The following is a 23,351-nucleotide window of genomic DNA, read 5'->3' as shown; positions in this document are numbered from 1 at the left end:
TCTTTAAGCCGATGCTTAGCGAGCGGTTACTTCAGTAGCAGCGAAAAAGTACGAGATTTCGCGAGCAGCAGCGGCTTCGGAGTCCGAACCGTGAACAGCGTTGGCGTCGATGGACTCGGCGAAGTCAGCACGAATGGTGCCGGCAGCCGCTTCTTTAGGGTTAGTAGCGCCCATCAGTTCACGGTTCAGAGCGATAGCGTTCTCGCCTTCCAGCACCTGAACAACAACAGGACCGGAGATCATGAAGGCAACCAGGTCGCCGAAGAAGCCACGGGCGCTGTGCTCAGCGTAGAAGCCTTCAGCTTCAGCCTTGGACAGTTGCTTGAGTTTCGAAGCTACAACCTTCAGGCCGGCTTTTTCGAAACGAGTGGTGATCTCGCCGATGACGTTTTTTGCAACAGCGTCAGGCTTGATGATGGAGAAAGTACGTTGAACAGCCATGGTGTAACTCCAGAAACGGTAATTTACGAAAAATTAAACCCGCGAATTATACGCGGGTTATCAGGTATTGCCTAACTGCGTAATAAGGCGGCTCAGTCTGCTTCTTCGATCCACAGGCCTTGAATCGCCTCCAGGACCTTTTCGCCACCGCGATCCGGGATGTCGTCAAAATCCGGCAGTGCCATTACGAGGTTGCGCAGCTTGACGAAGTTCACCGTAAGAGGATTGACCTCAGGGTGAGCTTCAGCAAGTTGTATAGCGATTTCTTGTACATCAACCCATTTCAGGCTCATGACAGTTCCTTGAATCAATGCGGCGCTTCGGCCGCATGGTTGAGCGAATATTTCGGGATTTCGACCGTGATGTCTTCAGTGCCGACCTTTGCCTGACAGCTTAGACGCGAAGTCGCTTCCAGGCCCCAGGCGCGGTCGAGGAAATCCTCTTCCAGCTCATCAGCCTCTTCAAGGCTGTTGAAGCCCTCGCGAATGATGCAGTGGCACGTGGTGCACGCGCACACACCGCCGCAGGCACTTTCAATCTCGATGTGGTTGTCGTGGGCGACCTCAAGGATGGACTTGCCGGTCTCAGCCTCCACGACCATACCGTCCGGGCAATGCTCGGCGTGTGGCAGAAAAATGACCTGCGGCATCAGTTATTCCTCAATTTCATTCAGGTTGCGACCCGCCAGGGCGGCTTTTACCGTCTGGTCCATACGGCGGGCGGCAAAGGCATCGGTGACTTGTGACAGGCGCTTGGTCTGCTGCTCGATGGCGTAGCCATCGTTACCTTTCATCAGTTCGGCCAGCTCCTGCATTTGCAGGTCGATGACCATGCGCTCCTCGGCGTCCAGCAAGCGCTCGCCGTCGGCATCCAGGGCGCCCTGTACCGCTTCGAGCAGGCGCTGGGCATCGACTTGCTGCTCACGCAGCACGCGGGCGACCTTGTCATCGCCGGCATATTGGAACGAGTCCTTGAGCATTTTGGCGATTTCACCGTCAGTCAGCCCATAGGACGGCTTGACCTGGATACTGGCCTCGACGCCCGAGCCCAGCTCACGGGCCGCCACGCTGAGCAGGCCGTCGGCGTCGACCTGGAAGGTCACGCGAATCTTCGCCGCGCCCGCCACCATGGCCGGGATACCGCGCAATTCAAAACGCGCCAGGGAGCGGCAGTCGCTGATCAGCTCGCGCTCGCCTTGCAGCACATGGATCATCATGGCCGTCTGGCCGTCTTTGTAAGTGGTGAAGTCCTGAGCGCGGGCGACGGGAATGGTGGTGTTGCGCGGAATCACCTTCTCCATCAGGCCGCCCATGGTTTCCAGGCCCAGGGACAACGGAATCACATCGAGCAGCAGCAGCTCGCCACCATCGCGCTTGTTGCCGGCCAGGGTATCGGCCTGGATCGCAGCACCGATGGCCACCACTTGATCCGGGTCGATTTCAGTCAGCGGTTGGCGACCAAAGGCTTCGGCAACCGCCTCGCGAACCCGAGGAACACGGGTGGAACCACCGACCATGACCACGGCACCGACCTCTTCGAACTCGATACCGGAATCACGCACCGCACGGCGGCAGGCCTTGAGGCTGCGGGCAACCATCGGTTCGATCAACGCATCGAAGGCTTCGCGGGTCAGCTGGGCCGACCAGCTACCGTAGGAAACTTCAACGGTAGCAGCGTTGGTCAGCGCTTCCTTGGCCGCACAGGCGGTTTGCAGCAAGTTGCGCTGGGCGCCTGGGTCCAGGTCGGCGGACAAGCCCGCACTGCTGATGATCCAGCCTGCGATGGCGTGGTCGAAGTCATCGCCGCCCAGGGCGCTGTCGCCCCCGGTGGCCAGCACTTCAAAGACGCCGCCGGTCAGGCGCAGGATCGAAATATCAAAGGTGCCGCCACCCAAGTCATAAATGGCGACCAGGCCTTCGGCATGCTGGTCCAGGCCGTAAGCCACGGCAGCGGCAGTCGGCTCATTCAGCAGGCGCAGCACGGTCAGGCCGGCGAGTTTTGCCGCATCCTTGGTGGCTTGGCGCTGCGCATCATCGAAATACGCTGGAACCGTGATCACCGCGCCCACGAGTTCGCCGCCCAGGGTGGTTTCCGCACGCTGGCGCAGCACCTTGAGGATATCGGCCGACACTTCCACCGGGCTTTTCGGGCCCTGGACGGTGTCGATGAACGGCATATGGGACTCACCGCCGACAAAGCGGTAAGGCAGTTGGTCGCCCAATTGCTTGACGTCGGACAAGCCACGGCCCATCAAGCGCTTGACCGACAACACGGTGTTCAATGGGTCGTTAGACGCCGCCAGCTTGGCTGACTCACCCACTTCGATACGGTCGGGGTGATAGCGCACGGCGGACGGCAGGATTACCTGACCATCGGCATCGGGCAACGGCTCGGACAGGCCGCTGCGTACGGCAGCAACCAGGGAATTGGTGGTGCCCAGGTCAATCCCGACCGCCAGGCGACGCTGGTGCGGTTGAGGGCTTTGGCCGGGTTCGGCGATTTGCAGTAGAGCCATGGTAATCAGGTCTTATCTGTCTATCAGGCGTGCATCACGGGCAGCACACTGGGTTAATCGTCGAGGCGCTCTTCTAGCTGGCGCACTTCGTAGGTGAGCTTGTCGAGAAACTGCATGCGCCGCATCAGGCGTTCGGCCTGTTCGCGTTGCGCAGCATCATCCCAACAGGCTGCGAAGCTTTCGTTGAGCTCATCCTGGGCCGCTTTCAGACGACGCTTGAAGACCGCGACGCCAGCCACGTCGGCTTCGTCCTGCAAGTCTTCGAGTTCTTCGCGCCATTGCATCTGCTGCATCAGGAAGTCCGGGTCATGCACGGTGACTTCCATCGGCAACTCGCCGCCCTTCATCGCCAGTAGATAACGTGCGCGTTTCGGGGGGCTTTTGAGCGTCTGATAGGCTTCGTTGAGGCTGGCCGATTGCTCCAGCGCCAGGCGTTGCTCACGCTCGGAAGCATCGGCGAAGCGGTCCGGATGCACGCCACGCGCCAATTCTCGATAGCGCGTGGCAAGCTGCTCAAGATCCAGCCGAAAGCTCGGCTGCAGCTCGAATAAAGCGAAATGACAAGGAGTACCCACAAGAAGCCTCAGATGTTGAAGCTTTCGCCGCAGCCACATTCACCGCGTACGTTGGGGTTGTTGAACTTGAAGCCTTCGTTCAACCCTTCCTTGACGAAATCGAGCTCGGTGCCGTCCAGGTAGGTCAGGCTTTTCGGGTCGATGATCACTTTCTCGCCGTGACTTTCGAACACCTGGTCTTCCGCAACCACCTCGTCGACAAACTCCAGCACGTAGGCAAGGCCGGAACAGCCCGTGGTGCGAACACCCAGACGAATCCCCTCACCTTTACCGCGCCCATTCAGGGAGCGGCGAATGTGCTGCGCAGCCGCTTCTGTCATGCTGATAGCCATCGTTGACTCCTTACTCGTCGCCAAATACTTAGATCAAGCCTTTCTTCTGCTTGTAGTCGCGAACGGCCGCCTTGATGGCGTCCTCGGCGAGTACGGAGCAGTGAATTTTCACCGGCGGCAGGGCCAGTTCTTCGGCCAGCTGGGTGTTGCTGATGGTGACAGCCTCATCCAGGGTCTTGCCTTTCATCCATTCGGTCGCCAGGGAGCTGGAGGCGATGGCCGAACCGCAGCCGTAGGTCTTGAACTTGGCGTCTTCGATAACGCCAGCGTCGTTGACCTTGATCTGCAGGCGCATCACATCGCCGCACGCCGGAGCGCCGACCATGCCAGTGCCGACATCAGGGTCTTCCGCGTTCATCTTGCCGACGTTGCGCGGGTTTTCGTAGTGGTCGATGACCTTTTCGCTGTAAGCCATGGTACTGAATCCTCACTCATCAGGGCCGCTCTGGAACCCTGTAGTAACGCCTGCGTTTTCCGCCACGTTGCTACAGAGCTGGGGTGGCGGCTTCTATATTTAGTGTGCCGCCCACTCGATCTTGGAAATGTCGACACCGTCTTTGTACATGTCCCACAGCGGCGACAGAACGCGCAGCTTGTTGACGGCTTCGCAGACTTTCTGCGCCGCGTAGTCGACTTGCTCTTCAGTGGTGAAGCGGCCGAAGGTAAAGCGGATCGAGCTGTGTGCCAGTTCGTCGTTGCGGCCCAGGGCACGCAATACGTACGAAGGCTCAAGGGACGCCGAGGTGCAGGCCGAACCGGACGAAACCGCCAGGTCCTTGAGCGCCATGATCAGCGACTCGCCTTCGACGTAGTTGAAGCTCAAATTCAGGTTGTGCGGTACACGAGCCGTCATGCTGCCGTTGATGTACAGCTCTTCAAGGTTCTCGACCTGCTTGTAGAAGCGGTCGCTCAGGGCCTTGATGCGCACGTTTTCGGCAGCCATGTCTTCCTTGGCTACGCGGAAGGCTTCGCCCATGCCGACGATCTGGTGGGTCGCCAGGGTGCCCGAACGCATGCCGCGCTCGTGACCGCCGCCGTGCATGGTGGCTTCGATACGTACGCGCGGCTTGCGGCTTACGTAGAGGGCGCCGATGCCTTTGGGGCCGTAGGTCTTGTGGGCGGAGAACGACATCAGGTCGACTTTCAGCTTGGACAGGTCGATCTCGACCTTGCCGGTGGACTGAGCGGCGTCGACGTGCAGCAGGATGCCCTTGGAACGGGTCAGCTCGCCGATCGCTTCAATATCGTTGATCGTGCCGATTTCGTTGTTCACGTGGATCACGGAAACCAGGATGGTGTCTTCACGCAGCGCCGCTTCGATCATGGCCGGAGTGACGATACCGTCTGTGGTCGGCTCGAGGTAGGTGACCTCGAAACCTTCACGTTCCAGTTGGCGCATGGTGTCGAGGACAGCCTTGTGCTCAATCTTGGTGGTGATCAGGTGCTTGCCTTTGGTCGCGTAGAAATGCGCCGCGCCCTTGATTGCCAGGTTGTCGGACTCGGTGGCACCGGAGGTCCAGACGATTTCGCGCGGGTCGGCGCCCACCAGGTCGGCGACCTGACGACGAGCGTTCTCGACCGCTTCCTCGGCTTTCCAGCCGAACACGTGGGAACGGGAGGCCGGGTTGCCGAAGTTTCCGTCAACCAGCAGGCATTCACTCATCTTTTGCGCGACACGCGGATCAACCGGGGTGGTCGCTGAGTAATCAAGGTAAATCGGCAATTTCATGGACTTTCTCCTAAATCAGGCTGGCTGGCGTGCCGTTAGCTCTGCGGCTGTCACTCGACGGCGGACGCTTCGATCTTGTCCAGACGCGGCGCCTTGGTGTTGCAACGGCGCTGGTCCTGACGCTGGGCTACTTCTTGCACCTCACGGCGAGTCACAAGATCAGCCAAGCTGATACCACTCAAAAACTCATGGATCTGCAGGCTCAGGTCACACCACAAGTGGTGCGTCAGGCAGGTGTCGCCGGCGTGGCAATCACCCAGGCCCTGGCATTTGGTCGCATCGACGGATTCGTTGACCGCGTCGATCACCTGGGCTACCTGGATGCCCTGCATATCGCGGGACAATTGATAGCCACCACCTGGCCCTCTCACGCTGGAAACCAGGTTGCTGCGGCGCAATTTGGCGAACAGCTGCTCGAGGTAGGACAGGGAAATGCCTTGGCGCTCGGAGATATCGGCCAGGGACACCGGCCCAGTTTGCGCGTGCAAAGCCAGGTCAAGCATGGCAGTCACCGCGTATCGGCCTTTTGTAGTCAGTCTCATGGACAAGGTACCAAGGTGTTTCAGAATGGGAGCAAGTATGCGATTCCCGAGTATTTAAGTCAACTATAAGACCTAGTACTTTAGTCAGGATTACCCGTAAAAAGGGCGCGCGAATCATAGCAGGCTGGGCCGGGGTCGAACAGCGGCACCGGACAACCAGCGATGCCAGGCACAACAAAGGTCAAATGTGGGAGGGGGCTTGCCTCCGATAGCGGTGGGTCAGTTGCCAAATAGGCCGGCTGATCAACCGCCATCGGGGGCAAGCCCCCTCCCACAGGGGATCTCTGGTGATTCCGAGATCTCAGCTTGCCTTGGTAGCGGCTTCGTCCTTGATCTCGGCGAAGTCTTCTTCGCGGAGCTCAGGAAGATCCTTCGCACAGTACGGGCTGCCCAAGTCCTTCAGTGCGCCACACATGCCCTCCAGCTTGCCATCCACCGCTTGCAGGTGATCAAGCAATTGGCCAATGGCACGCGCCACCGGGTCAGGCATGTCTTCGCTGACGCCATAGGCATCGAAGCCGATCTTCTCGGCCATGGCCTTGCGCTTGGCCTCCTGCTCGTCGCCGACTTCCGGCTTGACGATGATCCGACCAGGAATACCCACCACCGTCGCGCCGGGCGGCACTGCCTTGGTGACCACGGCATTGGAGCCGACTTTGGCACCGGCGCCCACAGTGAACGGACCAAGCACCTTGGCACCTGCGCCCACCACCACGCCGTCGCCCAGCGTCGGGTGGCGCTTGCCTTTATTCCAGGTGGTACCGCCCAGGGTGACACCCTGATAGAGCGTTACGTCATCGCCAATCTCGGCGGTCTCGCCAATCACGATGCCCATGCCATGGTCGATAAAGAAGCGACGACCGACCTTGGCGCCCGGGTGAATTTCGATCCCGGTCAGCCAGCGCCCGAAGTTCGACACCAGCCGTGCCAGCCATTTCCACCCCATGCCCCACAAGGCGCCGGACAGGCGGTGAATCCAGATCGCGTGCATGCCCGGGTAGCAGGTCAGCACTTCAAAGGCGTTGCGCGCCGCCGGGTCCCGGTGGAAAACACTCTGGATATCTTCTCGCAAACGCTCGAACATCTTTAATCCTTCCGCTTAAGGAGCTCGCCACGGGCCGCTTTCTGGGTTTCCGTGAGGATGCCACGCAATATATTCATTTCCGCCCGGCTGACCGAGCTGCGTCCATAAAGGCGGCGCAGGCGCGCCATCAAGTGCCGTGGTTTTTCAGGATCGAGGAACTCGATGGCCACCAGGGTGTGCTCCAGGTGCTCATAGAACCGCTCCAGCTCGTCCATTGTGGCCAGCTCGCCACTTTTGGTCGACGCCACTTCGTCCTTCTCCATCTTGCTCGGCTGGCCTTCAGCCGCCAGCCAGGCCATGCGCACTTCGTAAGTCAGCACCTGCACCGCCGCACCCAGGTTCAGCGAACTGAACTCAGGGTCTGATGGAATGTGCACGTGGTAATGACATCGCTGCAGCTCTTCATTGGTCAGGCCGGAGTCTTCACGGCCAAATACCAGGGCGATTTCTGCGCCACCGGCCGCCTCTTCCACCACTTTGGTGCCGCACTCACGCGGGTCCAGCAGCGGCCAGGGAATGCGGCGGTCGCGGGCACTGGTGCCGAGCACCAGATTGCAGCCGACCAGGGCGTCTTCCAGGGTGGCGACAACCTGGGCGTTTTCCAGGATGTCATTGGCGCCGGATGCGCGGGCATCGGCCTCATGGTGCGGAAACACACGTGGCTCGACCAGCACCAGCCGCGTCAGCCCCATGTTTTTCATGGCTCGCGCCACCCCACCGATGTTGCCGGGATGACTGGTATTGACCAAAACGACACGGATGTTTTGCAGCAAGGGAGGCGCTCTCGGACACGGGAAAGGGGAGCAAATCTTACAGAAGCGCCCAGGGTTATGCCACGAAAGCTAACGTCGCCCTTCACCTGAAGAAAGTTTCTGCTAAACTGCCCGGCTTTCTTTAACAACCTTAGGTGACCTATCCATGCAGCCCATGCTGAATATCGCGCTGCGCGCCGCCCGCAGCGCCAGTGAATTGATCTTCCGCTCTATCGAGCGCCTGGATACCATCAAGGTCGACGAAAAAGACGCCAAGGATTATGTATCCGAGGTGGATCGCGCCGCCGAACAGAAAATCATCGACGCCCTGCGCAAGGCCTACCCTACCCACGGCATCCTCGGTGAAGAAACCGGCCTGCACAAAGGCAGCGGCGAAGGCGAAGACTACCTGTGGATCATCGACCCACTGGATGGCACCACCAACTTCCTGCGCGGCATCCCGCATTTTGCCGTAAGCATTGCCTGCAAATACCGTGGCCGCCTGGAACACGCCGTAGTTCTGGACCCGGTCCGCCAGGAAGAATTCACCGCCAGCCGTGGCCGTGGCGCCCAGCTCAATGGTCGCCGCCTGCGTGTCAGCGGCCGCACCAGCCTGGACGGCGCCCTGCTGGGCACCGGCTTCCCGTTCCGTGACGACCAGATGGACAACCTGGAAAACTACCTGGGCATGTTCCGCGCCCTGGTTGGCCAGACTGCAGGCATCCGTCGCGCTGGCGCAGCGAGCCTGGACCTGGCCTACGTGGCCGCCGGTCGTTTTGACGCATTCTGGGAGTCGGGCCTGTCCGAGTGGGACATGGCTGCGGGCGCCCTGCTGATTCAGGAAGCTGGCGGCCTGGTGAGCGACTTCACCGGCGGGCACGACTTCCTGGAGAAAGGCCACGTGGTTGCCGGCAACACCAAATGCTTCAAGGCAGTGCTGACGGCGATCCAGCCGCATCTGCCGGCTTCGCTGAAGCGTTAAGCGAGCGAGCACAAAAAAGCACCCCGAGGGGTGCTTTTTTTATGCCTGGGATTTGAGCCAGCCCCAGCCATCAGCAGCAATACAGATCAAATGTGGGAGGGGCTTGCCCCCGATTGCAGTGGGTCAGCAAATAACCAGCTGACTGATCCACCGCTATCGGGGGCAAGCCCCCTCCCACATTTTGAACTGCACAGGTTTTGAATCTGTTCCAAGCCGGGGATTACTGCTGGTTCTGGCCCAGGATCAGACGCCCTTCCTTGTCCACTGGAATCTGGCCGCCTGGATCACGCTCCATACGCACAGTACCTTCCTTGCCATCCAGGTTGTAACGCACGTCATAGCCAACAACCTTGTCGCTGATGTCGTTCACGGTGTTACAGCGAGTCTGGGTAGTGGTGTAGGTATCGCGGTTCTGCATACCTTCCTGAACCTTGTTACCCGCGTAACCGCCACCGACCGCGCCGGCAACCGTTGCCAGCTTCTTGCCGTTCCCGCCACCGATCTGGTTGCCGAGCAGGCCGCCTGCCAGCGCGCCTACGACGGTACCGGCGATTTGATGCTGATCCTGCACCGGACGCTGCCGGGTCACGGTGACGTCCTTGCAGACCTCACGCGGGGTTTTGATCTGGGTTTTTACCGGCTGTACCGCCAGCACTTGCGCATACTCAGGGCCGCTTTTTACCAGGCTGTAGGTGGCAACAGCGCCCCCGGCAGTCACACCGACAGCACCCAATACCGCACCAACCAGCAACGACTTGTTCACGTTGAACCTCCTGACCATCACAAGCGGACCGAAAGATCCGCGCTATACCCAGCCTTGGAGCCAAAAAAAAGGCACGAGTTCAATCTCGTGCCTTTCTTGTACCGCCGATCAACAAACGCCCATCAAGGACGGTCGTCGACCTCCTTGCCAGTGCTGGCCGGAGGAATCAGGTCTTCGCTGTTGAGGTTCAGCCAGATCAGTACCACGTTGGCGATATAGATCGACGAGTAGGTACCGGCCAGAACGCCGATGAACAGCGCCAGGGAGAAGCCCCACAGGTTGTCGCCACCGAAGATCATCAGCGCCGCGATCGCCAGCAAGGTGGAGATCGACGTCGCCATGGTCCGCAGCAGGGTCTGGGTGGTGGAGATGTTGATGTTCTCGATCAACGTGGCCTTGCGCAGTACACGGAAGTTCTCACGAACCCGGTCGAATACCACGATGGTGTCGTTGAGCGAGTAACCAATGATCGCCAGCACAGCCGCCAATACGGTCAGATCGAACGTGATCTGGAAGTACGCCAGGATACCCACGGTCACGATCACGTCGTGGATCAGCGACACGATGGCGCCGACCCCGAATTTCCACTGAAAGCGGAAGGCCAGGTAGATCATGATGCCGACCAGCGCCATCAGCATGCCGAGGCCGCCCTGGTCGCGCAGTTCTTCACCCACTTGCGGGCCGACGAACTCTACGCGCTTGACCGAGGCCGGGTTGTCGCCGCCGACCTTCTGCAAGGCCTCGGCCACCTGGTGGCCCAATTGCGGGTCTTCGCCAGGCATGCGCACCAGCAAGTCGGTAGTGGCGCCGAAGCTCTGCACCACCGCCTCGTGATAGCCGGCCTTGACCAGCTCGTCGCGTACCAGGGTGACGTCGGCCGGCTTCTCGTAGGTCAGCTCGATGAGCGTACCGCCGGTAAAGTCCAGACCGTAGTTCAGGCCCTTATGGAACCAGCTGAACAACGCCAGAACGGTAAGGAGCACGGTGACGCCGAACGCAACGTTGCGAACGCCCATGAAGTTGATTGTACGTAACATGGCAGCCCCTTAAATCCACAACTTCTTGAAGTCACGCCCGCCAAAGATCAGGTTGACCATTGCGCGGGTCACCATGATGGCCGTGAACATCGAGGTAAAGATACCGAGGGACATGGTCACCGCAAAACCTTTGACCGGGCCGGTGCCCATGGCAAAGAGAATCCCGCCGACCAGCAAGGTGGTCAGGTTGGAGTCGAGAATCGCGGTAAATGCCCGGCCGAAGCCTTCGTTGATTGCACGCTGTACGGTCATGCCCGCCGCGATCTCTTCGCGGATCCGCGAGAAGATCAGCACGTTGGCGTCCACCGCCATACCCATGGTGAGAACGATACCGGCGATACCCGGCAGGGTCAGCGTGGCGCCCAGCAGCGACATCAGCGCCAGCAGCATGACCATGTTGCCCGCCAGGGCCACGGTGGCGATCACGCCGAAGAAGCGATAGATGGCGATGATGAACAGCGACACGAACAACATGCCCCACAGCGCCGCATCGACCCCCTTGGTAATGTTGTCGGCACCCAGGCTCGGGCCGATGGTGCGCTCTTCAGCGAAGTACATCGGCGCCGCCAGGCCACCGGCACGCAGCAGCAGGGCCAGTTCCGAAGATTCGCCCTGGCCGTTCAAACCAGTGATACGGAATTGCGCACCCAGCGGCGACTGGATGGTCGCCAGGCTGATGATCTTCTTCTCTTCCTTGAAGGTCTGTACCGGCACGTCTTTCTCGACGCCGTTGACCATCTGCTTGGTGTAGGTGGTAACCGGGCGCTGCTCGATGAAGATCACCGCCATGCTGCGACCGACGTTGCTGCGCGTGGCGCGGCTCATCAGCTCGCCGCCGTGGCCATCCAGGCGGATGTTCACTTCAGGCGTGCCGTGCTCGCCGAAACCGGCCTTGGCATCGGTGACCTGGTCACCGGTGATGATCAGGCCACGCTCGATCAGGGCTGGAGGACGGTTGCCTTCACGGAACTCGAACTCTTCGGAAGTCGCACGGGTAGCACCCGGCTCAGCCGCGAGGCGGAATTCCAGGTTGGCGGTTTTACCCAGGATACGCTTGGCTTCAGCGGTGTCCTGCACGCCCGGCAGTTCAACCACGATGCGGTTGGCGCCCTGGCGCTGCACGATCGGCTCGGCCACACCCAGCTCGTTGACGCGGTTACGCACCGTGGTCAAGTTCTGCTTGATGGAGTATTCGCGGATTTCCGCGATCTTGGCCGGGCTCATCGCCAGACGCAGCACCGCCTGACCGTTGAGGTCGGCCGGTACGATGTCGAAATCATTGAAGCTCTTGCGGATCAGCGTACGAGCCTGTTCGCGGGACGCTTCGTCAGCAAAACCCAGCTGGATGGCACCGTTGAGCTGCGGCAGGCTGCGATACCGCAGCTTCTCTTTGCGCAGCAGGCTCTTGACGTCGCCTTCATACACTTTCAGGCGTGCGTCGAGGGCTTTGTCCATGTCGACTTCCAGCAGGAAGTGCACACCACCGGACAAGTCCAGACCCAGCTTCATCGGGTGCGCGCCAATGCTGCGCAGCCATTGTGGCGTGGTCTGTGCCAGGTTCAGCGCGACAACATAGTCGTCACCCATGACCTTGCGTACGACGTCCTTGGCCGGCAATTGGTCTTCTTGCTTGGTCAGGCGCAACAAGCCGCCTTTGGAACCAGCTGCCAAGGTTGCCGCTTTAACCTGGATGCCCGCGTCAGTCAGCGCTTTGCTCGCGCGTTCCAGATCAGCCTGATTGACCTGCAGCGAAGTGCTGGCGCCAGAGATCTGGATCGCCGGGTCATCAGGATAGAGATTGGGAGCGGAATAAATAAAACCGATCGCCAGCACCGCCAGGATCAGTACGTATTTCCACAGAGGGTATTTGTTCAGCATCACGCCGCCCGCTTATAACGCGGGGCGCCTTGCGCGCCCCGTCGATTGGTAAAGGTTGTTACTCAGATCGCTTTGAGCGTGCCTTTTGGCAGCGTGGCGGCGATGGCGCCCTTCTGGAACTTCATTTCCACGGTGTCGGAGACTTCCAGAACCACGAAAGCATCGGAAACCTTGGTGATCTTGCCGGCGATACCGCCAGTGGTCACGACTTCGTCGCCTTTCTGCAGGCTGCCCAGCAGGTTCTTCTGCTCTTTGGCGCGCTTGGCCTGTGGACGCCAGATCATCAGGTAGAAGATGACCAGGAAGCCGACCAGGAAAATCCACTCGAAACCACCGCCCATCGGGCCGGCAGCAGCAGGCGCGGCGGCGTCAGCCATGGCGTTAGAGATAAAAAAGCTCATTTAGCACTCCAGTTGCAAATAGTGAATCTTAGGGTCGGGAAACTCAGTCCAAGGGCGGCACAGGGAGCCCGCGCTTGGCATAGAAGGCATCGACGAAGGCGGCCAATGTACCCTGTTGAATAGCCTCGCGCAAACCAGCCATCAGGACTTGGTAGTGACGCAAATTGTGGATGGTATTCAACATGCTACCCAGCATTTCCCCGCACTTGTCCAGATGGTGCAGATAAGCACGGGAGAAGTTCTGGCAGGTGTAGCAATCGCAGGTTGGATCGAGCGGCGAATCATCATGGCGATGGAACGCGTTACGGATCTTCAGCACGCCTGTATCGATGAACAGATGCCCATTGCGGGCATTACGGGTTGGCATCACGCAATCGAACATGTCCACACCGCGGCGCACACCCTCTACGAGATCTTCCGGTTTGCCAACGCCCATAAGGTAACGAGGTTTTTCTGCGGGCATCAGGCCCGGCAGGTAATCGAGCACCTTGATCATCTCGTGCTTGGGCTCGCCCACCGACAAACCGCCGATGGCCAGGCCGTCGAAGCCGATCTTGTCGAGGCCTTCCAGCGAGCGCTTGCGCAGGCTTTCATGCATGCCACCCTGGACGATGCCGAACAGCGCCGCGGTGTTGTCACCGTGGGCATTCTTCGAACGCTGGGCCCAACGCAGGGACAGTTCCATGGAGATGCGCGCCACGTCTTCGTCAGCCGGGTACGGCGTGCACTCGTCAAAAATCATCACGATGTCCGAGCCCAAGTCGCGCTGCACCTGCATCGACTCTTCCGGGCCCATGAACACTTTGGAGCCGTCCACCGGCGAGGCGAAGGTCACGCCCTCCTCCTTGATCTTGCGCATGGCGCCCAGGCTGAACACCTGGAAACCACCGGAGTCGGTGAGGATCGGGCCTTGCCACTTCATGAAGTCATGCAGGTCGCCGTGCTTCTTGATCACTTCCGTGCCCGGGCGCAGCCACAGGTGGAAGGTGTTGCCGAGGATGATCTCGGCGCCGGTGGCGACGATGTCACGGGGCAGCATGCCCTTGACGGTGCCGTAGGTGCCGACCGGCATGAACGCCGGGGTCTCCACGGTGCCGCGCGGGAAAGTCAGGCGACCACGACGGGCCTTGCCGTCGGTGGCCAGCAGTTCAAACGACATACGACTCATAAGTTGTCCTCAGGGCCGCGCGGCGCCGGGTTACGGGTGATGAACATCGCATCACCGTAGCTGAAAAAGCGGTACTCGTTGGCAATGGCCGCTTGATAAGCCGCCATGGTTTCCGGGTAACCGGCAAAGGCCGACACCAGCATCAACAGCGTGGATTCCGGCAAATGAAAGTTGGTGACCAGGCAATCGACCACATGAAACGGCCGGCCCGGGAAAATAAAGATATCGGTATCGCCACTGAACGGCTTGAGCACACCATCGCGCGCCGCGCTCTCCAGCGAGCGCACGCTGGTGGTGCCCACCGCCACCACCCGCCCGCCGCGCGCCTTGCACGCGTTAACCGCATCCACCACGTCCTGGCCGACTTCCAGCCATTCGCTGTGCATATGATGGTCTTCGATGTTCTCCACACGCACCGGCTGAAACGTCCCAGCCCCCACGTGCAGGGTCACATAGGCGGTTTCGACGCCCTTGGCGGCAATCGCATCCAGCAGCGGCTGGTCGAAATGCAGCCCTGCCGTCGGCGCCGCAACGGCACCGAGGCGCTGCGAGTACACCGTCTGATAGCGCTCGCGGTCCGCGTCTTCGTCGGGGCGGTCTATATAAGGAGGCAACGGCATATGGCCGACACGCTCCAGCAGCGGCAACACCTCTTCGGCAAACCTGAGCTCGAACAACGCATCATGACGCGCGATCATCTCGGCCTCGCCACCGCCATCAATCAGGATGCTCGACCCCGGTTTCGGCGACTTGCTGGAGCGCACATGGGCCAGCACGCGATGGCTGTCCAGCACCCGCTCCACCAGAATTTCCAGCTTGCCGCCGGAAGCTTTCTGGCCAAACAGCCGCGCCGGAATCACCCGGGTATTGTTGAACACCATCAAATCGCCCGGGCGCAAATGCTCAAGCAAATCAGTGAATTGACGGTGTGCGAGGGCACCGCTCGGCCCGTCCAGGGTCAGCAGTCGACTGGCGCGACGCTCGGCCAAAGGGTGGCGAGCGATCAGCGAATCAGGGAGCTCAAAAGTAAAGTCAGCAACGCGCATGATGGGGTTCGTCTAGCAGGGCCGGGGAGTCTAGCGGAAATAGTCAAAATTGACCATGAAACGTGATTGACCAACGGTAATCTCATCTCTATACTTCGCCGCCATTGAGCCCTGATGGCGGAATTGGTAGACGCGGCGGATTCAAAATCCGTTTTCGAAAGAAGTGGGAGTTCGATTCTCCCTCGGGGCACCATCTTAAAGAAAGACCTTGAAATTCAAGGTCTTTTTTTTCGTCTGTAGAAAAGTGACACCAGCGGATTCATCCCCCACCGCCCACTTCCAACCTGAAAAACAGTCCAAATGTGGGAGCTGGCTTGCCTGCGATTGCGCCAGCCCCAACACTCTCAAACCACCTGCCTACACACCAACCGCATTACCTTCCTCCACCACGCGGTCCCGCGGGCTTCTGACCCCTTACCGCGAGCATTGCCTCAGGGTCCCCCTCGAACAAAAAACTCCAATCTCAATCGGTACCGAGGTCGAATGCCAATAGCGAGATGATCACCCTTCTCTCATTATCTTGCGGCAGAGAAAACACATAACGGTCACTCGTTTCATCCAAGTTTACAGGGCCGCTCACGTAGCGAGGATGGCTCTTTATCAACACTCGCATCTTCTGAATTACCGCTGTGAAGCTGGAATTCCGATTGAACATCACAATCGCTGTCTTAGTGTCACGCCAAGAGAGGTAGCTCAGTAGCTGATCAATCGTGGCCAGGAAACGCTTGTCCCCACCCCAGATCTTGAACTCAGCTACAAAGAGGTTGCCCTCGCCATGCCGTATGAGCACGTCGGTTTTACCTTGATAGTTGAATGCCTCTCCTGTGGCAGTTCCGAAATGGGCGTTCAGGGGAACCAAGAAGAGATCTCTGAGCGATTCTTCATCTAGCTTTCGCGTGCGGGATGAGCTTTGCTCGATACTTCTACCAGCACCTCGCACAAGGCCAAGGATCGTTTCGTATTGCTTCAAATCCAGTGTTGGCTCAGGAGCAACGGCGGGAGTCATCGGAGGTAATTGGGGGATTACCTTTTGTTTCACAGTCGGAGAAATGTAGCTACGAGCATCTCCTTCCTTTTCTTTTAGGCGAATCCCCATGCCAGAAAGCTTCGAGGCATTTTCCTTTTGCGCAAGGAGCTTGCTGCGGCGTGCATCGATCTCAGCTCTCAGCGCATTTGCCAATTGCTGGGGAAAGCCTGCCCACTGACGACGATGTGATTCTAAATATTTTTCAACCGAAGCTAAGGTCGAATCTAACTCAGACTTTACCGCTTCCGGCGTTAGTGAACGATCCGAGATAGTAAAGGCTAGCTGCTGCTTGCGAACCAAAGCTCTCGGAGGTGACATGTCGAATGAATTGGGACGCAGTTTAAAAACATCCGCCTCCCCCACGAAAGGGACTTCAAAATCGTATGCTTCACCGGGCACCAGCCTGATCTGCTTGTCCCAATGATCGTAGATCTCGACTTGACGTTCATGCTGAGACGCCACGATTTCATCGCGAAGCAGAGTAGGTATTTCAACGCCGTACTTTTCCACGAAGTAAGCAACCAACGCCTCAGGATCAGTCTCAAGTAAACGGCGTTCAGGCAGCTTGCTTGCTTCCGCACAAGCGCCGTTGATTTGGGCTGTCATGGAGTTCGATGCATCCCCATCACAAAAAAGATAATCTCTCGCTTCCCTACGATTCATCATTGCGCCCTGCAGTATGATCAAATGGCCATCAAAGTTAATCGTGATTTGATTCACAAGCAACGTCGAGTACAAACGAAGCACTATGCCTTATGTATCCCCAGGTGTATCCCTAACTTCCAAACTCGCCTGAAACCCTTGTAAAATATGGCGGAAGCGAGTTTCCCTCAGACACCATCTTAAAAAAAGACCTTGGAATTCAAGGTCTTTTTTTCGCCTGTCGAAAAGTGGGCAGTCCACAGATTCATTCCTCACCGCCCACTGCCGACCTGAAACACGGCCCACTGTAAGAGCTGGCCTGCGAAGACGCCAGCCCAAACACCCTCAAACCACCTGCCTACACACCAACCGATTCCCCTCCTCCACCACCCCATTCGGCAACATCCCCTTCGCCAAATCATCCACAACCGCCTTCGCCATCTCCCCCAAATAATACGCCGCCCAGGCATAGCGATCTGCGCTGTTATCCATCGCTGCATCAAATGCCAGCATTTTGGAACAGTGCAGAAGCTCGGAGGCATGCTCCAGGGCATCGCAGATGGGTACGCCGGAATTGACGCGGAAAAGGCGGTGGAGGTTGGGCTGTTTGCCGCAGGTGGAAAAGGTGATGACGCCGAGGGTTTTGTCGAGGGGTGGGTTGATCATTGGGCACCACCGAAATGCGCGGAGGTTTTGAGGACGGTGTTGCGAGGGTATGTCCTTTCAGAAATGCTCATTGGCTTGGCTCCTACTGTAGAAAAGGGCCGCCACGTTCGCTCCCAGGCGAATGGGTGGCAGCTATGCGCAGGCTGGAAAACCGGGACAATAGGAACCCGGCAGACCCGAGGGCCTCCCGCGCACAGCCGCCATAACACGGATATGCTGGCACAACAATACCAGCAGTCGTGATGAAATAGTGGCACCTGTACGCTATTGTTCCACGGGTTTCCAGGCCCGGTCGCAATATAAAAGCGACAATGCAAATTTAGCGGAGGGAATGGCAAACCGGCACAGCAGAGTTGTCTCGAAGATTTACTAAAGATGACAACACACCTGACCGAATACAGAACTCCACAACCAATGAAAATTCCCCATAGACAAAGCAATGTCAAAATAGTAGCGTAAATTACAAATTTATTCCTAAAGCTTGATCTTTCGGCTCACAACTACCCCAGCCTGCAGAAGACATCTAACCTTCTCTGAGCATCAATATAAGGATATTCTTCATGTCCAAAAAATATCAGGTATTTATAAGCTCAACCTTTCAAGACCTAAGAGATCACAGAGATCAGGCAATGAAAGCAGTATTAGATATGGGTCATATACCTATGGGAATGGAGATGTTCAGCGCGGCAGACGAAGAGCAGTGGGCTATAATTACTCGGCAAATCCGAGACAGCGACTACTATGTTCTTATAGTAGCCCATAGATATGGCTCTTTAGATACTCAAGGAATTAGCTACACAGAAAAAGAATATGATTATGCAATTTCTTTAGGAGTACCAATTTTAGCTTTTATTATTTCGGATGGAGCGCTATGGCCAAACGACCAGCAAGAGCCAGATTCAGATTCAAGAAAAAAGCTTACTGACTTCAAACGAAAAATAAAAACCAAACTTATACAATTTTGGCAAAATAAAGACGAATTGCACGGGAAAATTTCAATTGCACTGATGAAGGCAATTACTGCATACCCCAGGACAGGATGGATAAGAGCGGATGAGGTCGCTGGCCCTGAGGTAACTCGTGAGCTAACAAGACTTAGCCATGAGAACTCCGAGCTTCGAACAGAGCTCGAAAATCACAAAAAAACGCAAGTACTCCAAGAAGATGAAGTGCACGCATCAGTTCGAATTTTGTCATCTAATAAAATGTATATTCGCATCAGAAAAACCTCAAAGTGGGAAAATGGAAAAATCCACGAAACCACTCTTGCCAATATTTTCCAGCATATCGGCCCACACTTACTTGGTGAAAACAGTAAGTTAGGAATTGCCCAAAATATCGCACTAGGGTTATCGGGAACAGGATACTTCAAAAATTACCCAGTAGGATCCAATATCGTCGCTGGAATATTAGCCGACTTAGCAGCTTTAGACTTAGTGGAACCATCAAAGAAGAAACACTCCTTGAGTGACAATGCGGAATATTGGTCATTAACGACACTAGGCAAAAAAGTCATAAAAAACATACGCCGTTTTCAACTGGAAGCGGGATTACCTTCCATTGTTGAAGCATCTGAAACTTCAGACGATACAACTGAACCCGTTTAGTCAGAGAAAAAACAGATAAGGGACGGATATATTTACATGAGCATTTTGCGTTCCGCGTCGTGCGCCCGGCTTCAAAGTCATCCCCTTCGACGTGCCGCAAGGCTGTTGCGCCGCGTACTACCCGGAAACCAACGGTTTGCTGCCACTGGCAAATCGGGATAGCCGCAGTAACACACCGGCGGCGAAATCCATTCCAGTGAACCTGGTGCGGATGAATCCAGAGGAGGCGCAAGTGGCTTTGCAACGACGCGGGTTGATTGCGGCGGCCAGTTGATCGTTCCCACGCTCTGCGTGGTAATGCCGCCCCGGACGCTCCGCGTCCCACTCTCAGCGCAGAATCCGGCAATTGCGCTAGAGTGGCGCGCAGCGTCACGGGATGCATTCCCACGCGGAGCGAGGGAGCGATCATATGTCCGGGAAAAAAAAGAAAATCATGGCATTCACTGCTACTTGCATTGTGTCCCTGTTTTTTTTGGACTGTTGTTTCAGCAGTCACAGGGACTAAAGAGCCTTGGGACCTGGCCAGTTATTGGACCCTCATCTATCCCGCAGCGCTTGCTCTGTCAGCGCTGCTTGGAGCCGCGCTGAAAAGCGCCCAGTGGTCCGCAGGTGCCGTCGTAATGCTTGCTCAGATCCCAGTGATGTTGGTTACCTCAGGTGTTTCCCCGTTGCTGGGTGTCGGCATCCTGTATGCGGCTTTTCTCTCGATTCCGGCGATGGCGCTATCTTGGCTCGCGGGCAAATTGCGGCAGGCTTGAATTCGGAACAGCGCAGTGACGCCTATTGCATGATCGTTCAAGCCCTGCGCCATTCTTCTGGCTAACCTGACTGTCCTCACCTACCCGAGTATCCGTCATGGCTCAGCCTCCCGCCGCCCCCATAAACCTCACCCAAAAAGCCGCCCTTAAAACCGGGGTCAAACCACGATTATTTCAAATCTAATCTGCCCCTGATTCCAGTTCGGGTCGGCAACAACAACTGAGAGTTGCCGGTCGCGCACGGCAGCAACCGGCCAGAAACGCTCACTCGGCGACCTCATGAATCCTGGGACGATTCACTTCACGCATTACGTTGAACACAGCACCAGAGCCTGACTCCAAAACCGACCGAAGGCACCTCCAGTTTTTTTTATAGATGGCTGTGCAGCGGGCATGAATGACATCATGCCTGCTCTATTCTCGCAGCGTATTGGCCACCTTTTGGCCGAGGGAGCTTTCAAGTACATGGTTTCGTTTGACCTCCCTGCCGGTGGCGGAGATATGGGGCGCCTCATACGCGAAACGGATTGGTCTGCAACCCCTCTGGGGGCCAGAGAATCTTGGCCTATGGCGCTCAAAAGTTCACTCAGTCTGATGCTGAACTCCCCCGACAGCATGTACCTCGTGTGGGGAGACACGTTACAACTGTTCTTCAATGACGCTTACCTCATCAATCTCCCGTGCGCGCCAGAAGTTGCCTTAGGCGCGCCGATTCATTGGATTTGGGGCCAAGCATGGGAGCAAGTACGCACCATTGCGCAAAGCGCGCTTCAGGGGCAGGCAAGCCGCTTTGAAAACCATCCGATTACACTTGTTCGGGAGGGGGTGACCGAGCTGACTTTCTGGTCATTCTCGTTTTCGCCACTGCATGGGGATACTGGAAAGCCTGAAGGAATGTTCTGCCTTGTCCACGAAACCACGACGCAGGTTCACGGAGCGCTGAAACTGGAGGAGAACGAGGCATTCACCGACCGTGTTCTCGCGAGCATAAACGACTGCATCAAAGTACTGGATCTGGACGCCCGCCTGACGTTCATGAGCGAGTTGGGTAAAGAGATCATGGAAGTCAGTGATTTCAATGAAATACGGGGCTGTCCATGGCCTGACTTCTGGCAGGATCAGGGAAACTTGGATGCCAAGGCTGCGGTGCAATCTGCTCGCGAAGGTAAGAGTGCCAGCTTTATGGGATCTGCTTTCACCATGGGCGGGACGCTGAAATGGTGGCACGTTCAAGTCAGTCCTATTTTTGGCTCGGATGGGAAACCCGAAAAAATCCTTAGCGTGTCTCGCGACATGACAGCCCTGCGTGATGCCCAAAATGCATTGGCCAAACTCAACGAGTCGTTGGAGCAGCAAGTTGTCGAGAAAACCCAGGACCGAGATCGAATTTGGCGGCTTTCCGCAGACCTCATGCTGGTCGCTCATTTCGATGGGAAAATCTCGGCGGTCAACCCTGCGTGGAGTAAAACGCTGGGATGGCCTGAAGAACATCTCATAAATAGCCAATTTCTTGACTTCGTTCACCCTGATGACTTGGAGCGGACGATTGATGCGATGACCGATCTGAAACGAGGGGAGCATTTCCCTACTTTCAAGAATCGCTACCGGCATTCGGATAACTCATATCGCACCATCTCCTGGACGGCGGTGCCGGATAAAGACTTTATCCACGCTGTTGGCCGGGATACTCAAGCGGAGGAAGATGCCAACGAGGCATTGAAGCGTTCAGAGGAGGCGCTGCGGCAATCGCAAAAGCTGGAAGCCATTGGGCAGCTCACGGGTGGTGTCGCCCACGATTTCAATAATCTACTGACGGTTATCAAGTCCTGTACAGATCTTCTCAGCAGCCCAGTCCTATCAGAAGATCGCCGCGATAAATACATCAAAGCGATTTCAAGTACGGTAGAGCGTGCGGCGCGGTTGACCAGCCAGTTGTTGGCATTTGCACGACGACAAAAGCTGCAACCGGAAATCTTTAACGCTGGCGAGAGTGTTGTGCGAATAGGCGAAATGATGGACACACTCACTGGGTCACGGATCAGTGTGACCATCGATATCTGTGATGAGCCGTGTTTTATCAATGCCGATGTAAGCCAGTTCGAGACCGCGCTGGTAAACATGCTCGTTAACGCTCGGGACGCAATGGGCGGTGTTGGGGAGCTTTCAATCAGCGTTAATACGAATACATCGCTCCCCGCAGTACGCTCACACCCCGAACGTCCTGGAAATTTCGTGACGGTTTCTATATCCGATACCGGCACAGGAATTTCTGCAGACAAATTAGAGCGCATCTTTGAGCCCTTCTACACGACCAAAGGTGTGGGGCAAGGCACCGGACTCGGTCTGTCTCAAGTCTTCGGGTTTGCAAAGCAATCAGGCGGAGAGGTCCTGGTCAGTAGCTGTGAGGGTGTTGGCAGCACGTTTACTCTGTATCTGCCACGGGTCGAGGCATTCGTGCAAAAGACCATTGATGCCGCACCTGCAGTTACGGAGTGCGGCGAGGGATATGCGGTGCTGGTTGTAGAGGACAATGAAGATATCGGGACTTTCACTTCTGCTACTCTGCAGCAGCTGGGTTATACCGTCCATTGGGTACCTGGCGCGCGGGAGGCGCTTACCGCGCTCTCAACTAACCCGGAAAATTTTCATGTCGTCTTCTCAGATATCACGATGCCCGGCATGAGCGGGATCGAGTTGTTCGAACGTATCGAAGTACTTTATCCATGGTTGCCAGTGGTCCTCACCACAGGCTACAGCTCCGAGTTCGCCAAAATTGAAGCGGGTGGTCAGCGGTTCGAGCTATTGCAGAAACCTTATTCAATCGAATCGCTTTCCCGCTTGCTTGCCAACGTGGTAAAGCGCAGGGCTTCACTGCGATCGAAATAAATTTCGATTGCGTCCAACGGCCTTTCGACAAAGTGAAATAGGAAAATCATGGCACTCATCGCCACCTGTGTTGTTTCCCTATTTTTTTGGACTGTTGTTTCAGCAGTCACGGGGACTAAAGAGCCATGGGACCTGGCTAATTATTGGACCCTCATCTACCCCGCCGCGCTTGCTCTGTCGGTGATTCTTGGAGCCCTGCAAAAAAGCGCCCAGTGGTCCGCAGGTGCCGTCGTAATGCTTGCTCAGATCCCAGTGATGTTGGTCACCTCAGGTGCTTCCCCGTTGCTGGGTGTCGGCATCCTGTATGCGGCTTTTCTCTCGATTCCGGCGATGGCGCTATCTTGGCTCGCGGGCAAATTGCGGCAGGCTTGAATTCGGAACAGCGCAATGACGCCTATTGCATGATCGTTCAAGCCCTGCGCCATTCTTCTGGCTAACCTGACTGTCCTCACCTACCCGAGTATCCGTCATGGCTCAGCCTCCCGCCGCCCCCATAAACCTCACCCAAAAAGCCGCCCTC

24 protein-coding genes, 1 tRNA gene and 1 pseudogene are annotated in these 23,351 nt (G+C 57.1%); 7 read left to right on the top strand and 19 right to left on the bottom strand.

Annotation, left to right across the window (positions count from 1 at the left end; all coding sequences use genetic code 11):
* Positions 1-15: 15 nt before the first annotated feature.
* The 11 genes from ndk to trmJ all read right to left on the bottom strand — a co-directional run bounded on the left by ndk (position 16) and on the right by trmJ (position 7,991).
* Positions 16-441 carry a nucleoside-diphosphate kinase gene (gene ndk, locus CIB54_RS10010; RefSeq protein WP_003175956.1) on the bottom strand — a complete coding sequence of 142 codons (426 nt, stop codon included), beginning with the start codon at positions 439-441 and terminating at the stop codon, positions 16-18.
* A 92-nt stretch (positions 442-533) separates the two neighbouring features.
* Entirely contained in the window at positions 534-734 is a 201-nt protein-coding gene (gene iscX / locus CIB54_RS10005; RefSeq protein ID WP_032879605.1) for a Fe-S cluster assembly protein IscX, read from the bottom strand.
* A 14-nt stretch (positions 735-748) separates the two neighbouring features.
* Positions 749-1,090 (bottom strand): ISC system 2Fe-2S type ferredoxin, encoded by a 342-nt coding sequence (gene fdx / locus CIB54_RS10000; protein ID WP_003175958.1) that lies wholly within the window; start codon positions 1,088-1,090, stop codon positions 749-751.
* A 3-nt stretch (positions 1,091-1,093) separates the two neighbouring features.
* The gene (hscA, locus tag CIB54_RS09995; protein ID WP_101219695.1) at positions 1,094-2,956 is read right to left on the bottom strand and encodes a Fe-S protein assembly chaperone HscA; all 1,863 of its coding nucleotides are present in this window, start codon (positions 2,954-2,956) and stop codon (positions 1,094-1,096) included.
* 53 nt (positions 2,957-3,009) lie between these two features.
* The gene (gene hscB, locus CIB54_RS09990) at positions 3,010-3,531 is read right to left on the bottom strand and encodes a co-chaperone HscB (RefSeq protein ID WP_065892372.1); all 522 of its coding nucleotides are present in this window, start codon (positions 3,529-3,531) and stop codon (positions 3,010-3,012) included.
* An 8-nt stretch (positions 3,532-3,539) separates the two neighbouring features.
* Positions 3,540-3,863, bottom strand: coding sequence for an iron-sulfur cluster assembly protein IscA (gene iscA / locus CIB54_RS09985; protein WP_003175963.1), 324 nt, complete (start codon positions 3,861-3,863; stop codon positions 3,540-3,542).
* A gap of 28 nt (positions 3,864-3,891) precedes the next feature.
* Positions 3,892-4,278, bottom strand: coding sequence for a Fe-S cluster assembly scaffold IscU (gene iscU / locus CIB54_RS09980; protein WP_003175965.1), 387 nt, complete (start codon positions 4,276-4,278; stop codon positions 3,892-3,894).
* A 99-nt stretch (positions 4,279-4,377) separates the two neighbouring features.
* The gene (locus CIB54_RS09975; protein ID WP_065951249.1) at positions 4,378-5,592 is read right to left on the bottom strand and encodes an IscS subfamily cysteine desulfurase; all 1,215 of its coding nucleotides are present in this window, start codon (positions 5,590-5,592) and stop codon (positions 4,378-4,380) included.
* A gap of 50 nt (positions 5,593-5,642) precedes the next feature.
* Positions 5,643-6,134 (bottom strand): Fe-S cluster assembly transcriptional regulator IscR, encoded by a 492-nt coding sequence (iscR, locus tag CIB54_RS09970; RefSeq protein ID WP_003194020.1) that lies wholly within the window; start codon positions 6,132-6,134, stop codon positions 5,643-5,645.
* A 301-nt stretch (positions 6,135-6,435) separates the two neighbouring features.
* Positions 6,436-7,218, bottom strand: a complete 783-nt coding sequence (cysE, locus tag CIB54_RS09965) for a serine O-acetyltransferase (protein WP_065951248.1) — start codon at positions 7,216-7,218, stop codon at positions 6,436-6,438.
* Positions 7,219-7,220: 2 nt separating this feature from the next.
* Positions 7,221-7,991, bottom strand: coding sequence for a tRNA (cytosine(32)/uridine(32)-2'-O)-methyltransferase TrmJ (gene trmJ, locus CIB54_RS09960; RefSeq protein ID WP_065951247.1), 771 nt, complete (start codon positions 7,989-7,991; stop codon positions 7,221-7,223).
* 145 nt (positions 7,992-8,136) lie between these two features.
* On the opposite strand from trmJ, the gene suhB reads away from it, so the two are divergent.
* Positions 8,137-8,952, top strand: a complete 816-nt coding sequence (suhB, locus tag CIB54_RS09955) for a type III secretion system regulator SuhB (protein WP_003175971.1) — start codon at positions 8,137-8,139, stop codon at positions 8,950-8,952.
* Positions 8,953-9,172: 220 nt separating this feature from the next.
* Here the strand turns inward: suhB and CIB54_RS09950 are convergent, their stop codons facing one another.
* The 6 genes from CIB54_RS09950 to queA all read right to left on the bottom strand — a co-directional run bounded on the left by CIB54_RS09950 (position 9,173) and on the right by queA (position 15,245).
* Complete coding sequence (locus CIB54_RS09950) at positions 9,173-9,715, bottom strand: glycine zipper 2TM domain-containing protein (protein ID WP_005791197.1); 543 nt, start codon at positions 9,713-9,715, stop codon at positions 9,173-9,175.
* 122 nt (positions 9,716-9,837) lie between these two features.
* A complete protein-coding gene (gene secF, locus CIB54_RS09945; RefSeq protein WP_065892375.1) occupies positions 9,838-10,752 on the bottom strand; it encodes a protein translocase subunit SecF in 915 nt (304 codons plus the stop codon).
* Positions 10,753-10,761: 9 nt separating this feature from the next.
* Complete coding sequence (secD, locus tag CIB54_RS09940) at positions 10,762-12,630, bottom strand: protein translocase subunit SecD (protein ID WP_101219694.1); 1,869 nt, start codon at positions 12,628-12,630, stop codon at positions 10,762-10,764.
* 62 nt (positions 12,631-12,692) lie between these two features.
* Positions 12,693-13,031 carry a preprotein translocase subunit YajC gene (gene yajC / locus CIB54_RS09935; RefSeq protein ID WP_003175975.1) on the bottom strand — a complete coding sequence of 113 codons (339 nt, stop codon included), beginning with the start codon at positions 13,029-13,031 and terminating at the stop codon, positions 12,693-12,695.
* A gap of 43 nt (positions 13,032-13,074) precedes the next feature.
* Positions 13,075-14,190 carry a tRNA guanosine(34) transglycosylase Tgt gene (tgt, locus tag CIB54_RS09930; protein WP_162303237.1) on the bottom strand — a complete coding sequence of 372 codons (1,116 nt, stop codon included), beginning with the start codon at positions 14,188-14,190 and terminating at the stop codon, positions 13,075-13,077.
* A gap of 5 nt (positions 14,191-14,195) precedes the next feature.
* A complete protein-coding gene (gene queA, locus CIB54_RS09925) occupies positions 14,196-15,245 on the bottom strand; it encodes a tRNA preQ1(34) S-adenosylmethionine ribosyltransferase-isomerase QueA (protein ID WP_101219693.1) in 1,050 nt (349 codons plus the stop codon).
* A gap of 108 nt (positions 15,246-15,353) precedes the next feature.
* Between queA and CIB54_RS09920 the strand changes: the two genes are divergently transcribed.
* Positions 15,354-15,438, top strand: a tRNA-Leu gene (locus CIB54_RS09920).
* A 270-nt stretch (positions 15,439-15,708) separates the two neighbouring features.
* Here CIB54_RS09920 and CIB54_RS09915 read toward each other — a convergent pair.
* Together CIB54_RS09915 and CIB54_RS09910 are read right to left on the bottom strand one after the other, a co-directional pair.
* The gene (locus CIB54_RS09915) at positions 15,709-16,992 is read right to left on the bottom strand and encodes a hypothetical protein (RefSeq protein ID WP_232790540.1); all 1,284 of its coding nucleotides are present in this window, start codon (positions 16,990-16,992) and stop codon (positions 15,709-15,711) included.
* 267 nt (positions 16,993-17,259) lie between these two features.
* A complete protein-coding gene (locus CIB54_RS09910) occupies positions 17,260-17,580 on the bottom strand; it encodes a DUF3077 domain-containing protein (protein ID WP_101219692.1) in 321 nt (106 codons plus the stop codon).
* Between the two features lie 560 nt (positions 17,581-18,140).
* Here CIB54_RS09910 and CIB54_RS09905 point away from each other — a divergent pair.
* The 5 genes and pseudogenes from CIB54_RS09905 (at position 18,141) to CIB54_RS09885 (ending at position 23,203) form a co-directional block, all read left to right on the top strand.
* Positions 18,141-19,187 carry a DUF4062 domain-containing protein gene (locus CIB54_RS09905; protein WP_101219691.1) on the top strand — a complete coding sequence of 349 codons (1,047 nt, stop codon included), beginning with the start codon at positions 18,141-18,143 and terminating at the stop codon, positions 19,185-19,187.
* Positions 19,188-19,239: 52 nt separating this feature from the next.
* Positions 19,240-19,461, top strand: a pseudogene (locus CIB54_RS09900) (hypothetical protein); the annotation flags it as partial.
* 346 nt (positions 19,462-19,807) lie between these two features.
* Positions 19,808-19,945: a hypothetical protein gene (locus CIB54_RS27280; protein WP_157829702.1), complete on the top strand. Its 138-nt coding sequence runs from the start codon at positions 19,808-19,810 to the stop codon at positions 19,943-19,945.
* Positions 19,946-20,446: 501 nt separating this feature from the next.
* Positions 20,447-22,831, top strand: coding sequence for a PAS domain-containing protein (locus CIB54_RS09890; RefSeq protein ID WP_101219746.1), 2,385 nt, complete (start codon positions 20,447-20,449; stop codon positions 22,829-22,831).
* Between the two features lie 48 nt (positions 22,832-22,879).
* Positions 22,880-23,203 carry a hypothetical protein gene (locus tag CIB54_RS09885; protein WP_065951242.1) on the top strand — a complete coding sequence of 108 codons (324 nt, stop codon included), beginning with the start codon at positions 22,880-22,882 and terminating at the stop codon, positions 23,201-23,203.
* Positions 23,204-23,351: the final 148 nt, after the last annotated feature.

The sequence above is a fragment of the Pseudomonas fluorescens genome (assembly GCF_002837185.1).
Classification (GTDB): Bacteria; Pseudomonadota; Gammaproteobacteria; order Pseudomonadales; family Pseudomonadaceae; genus Aquipseudomonas; species Aquipseudomonas fluorescens_AM.
This window is presented reverse-complemented; position numbering and strand designations above follow the sequence as displayed.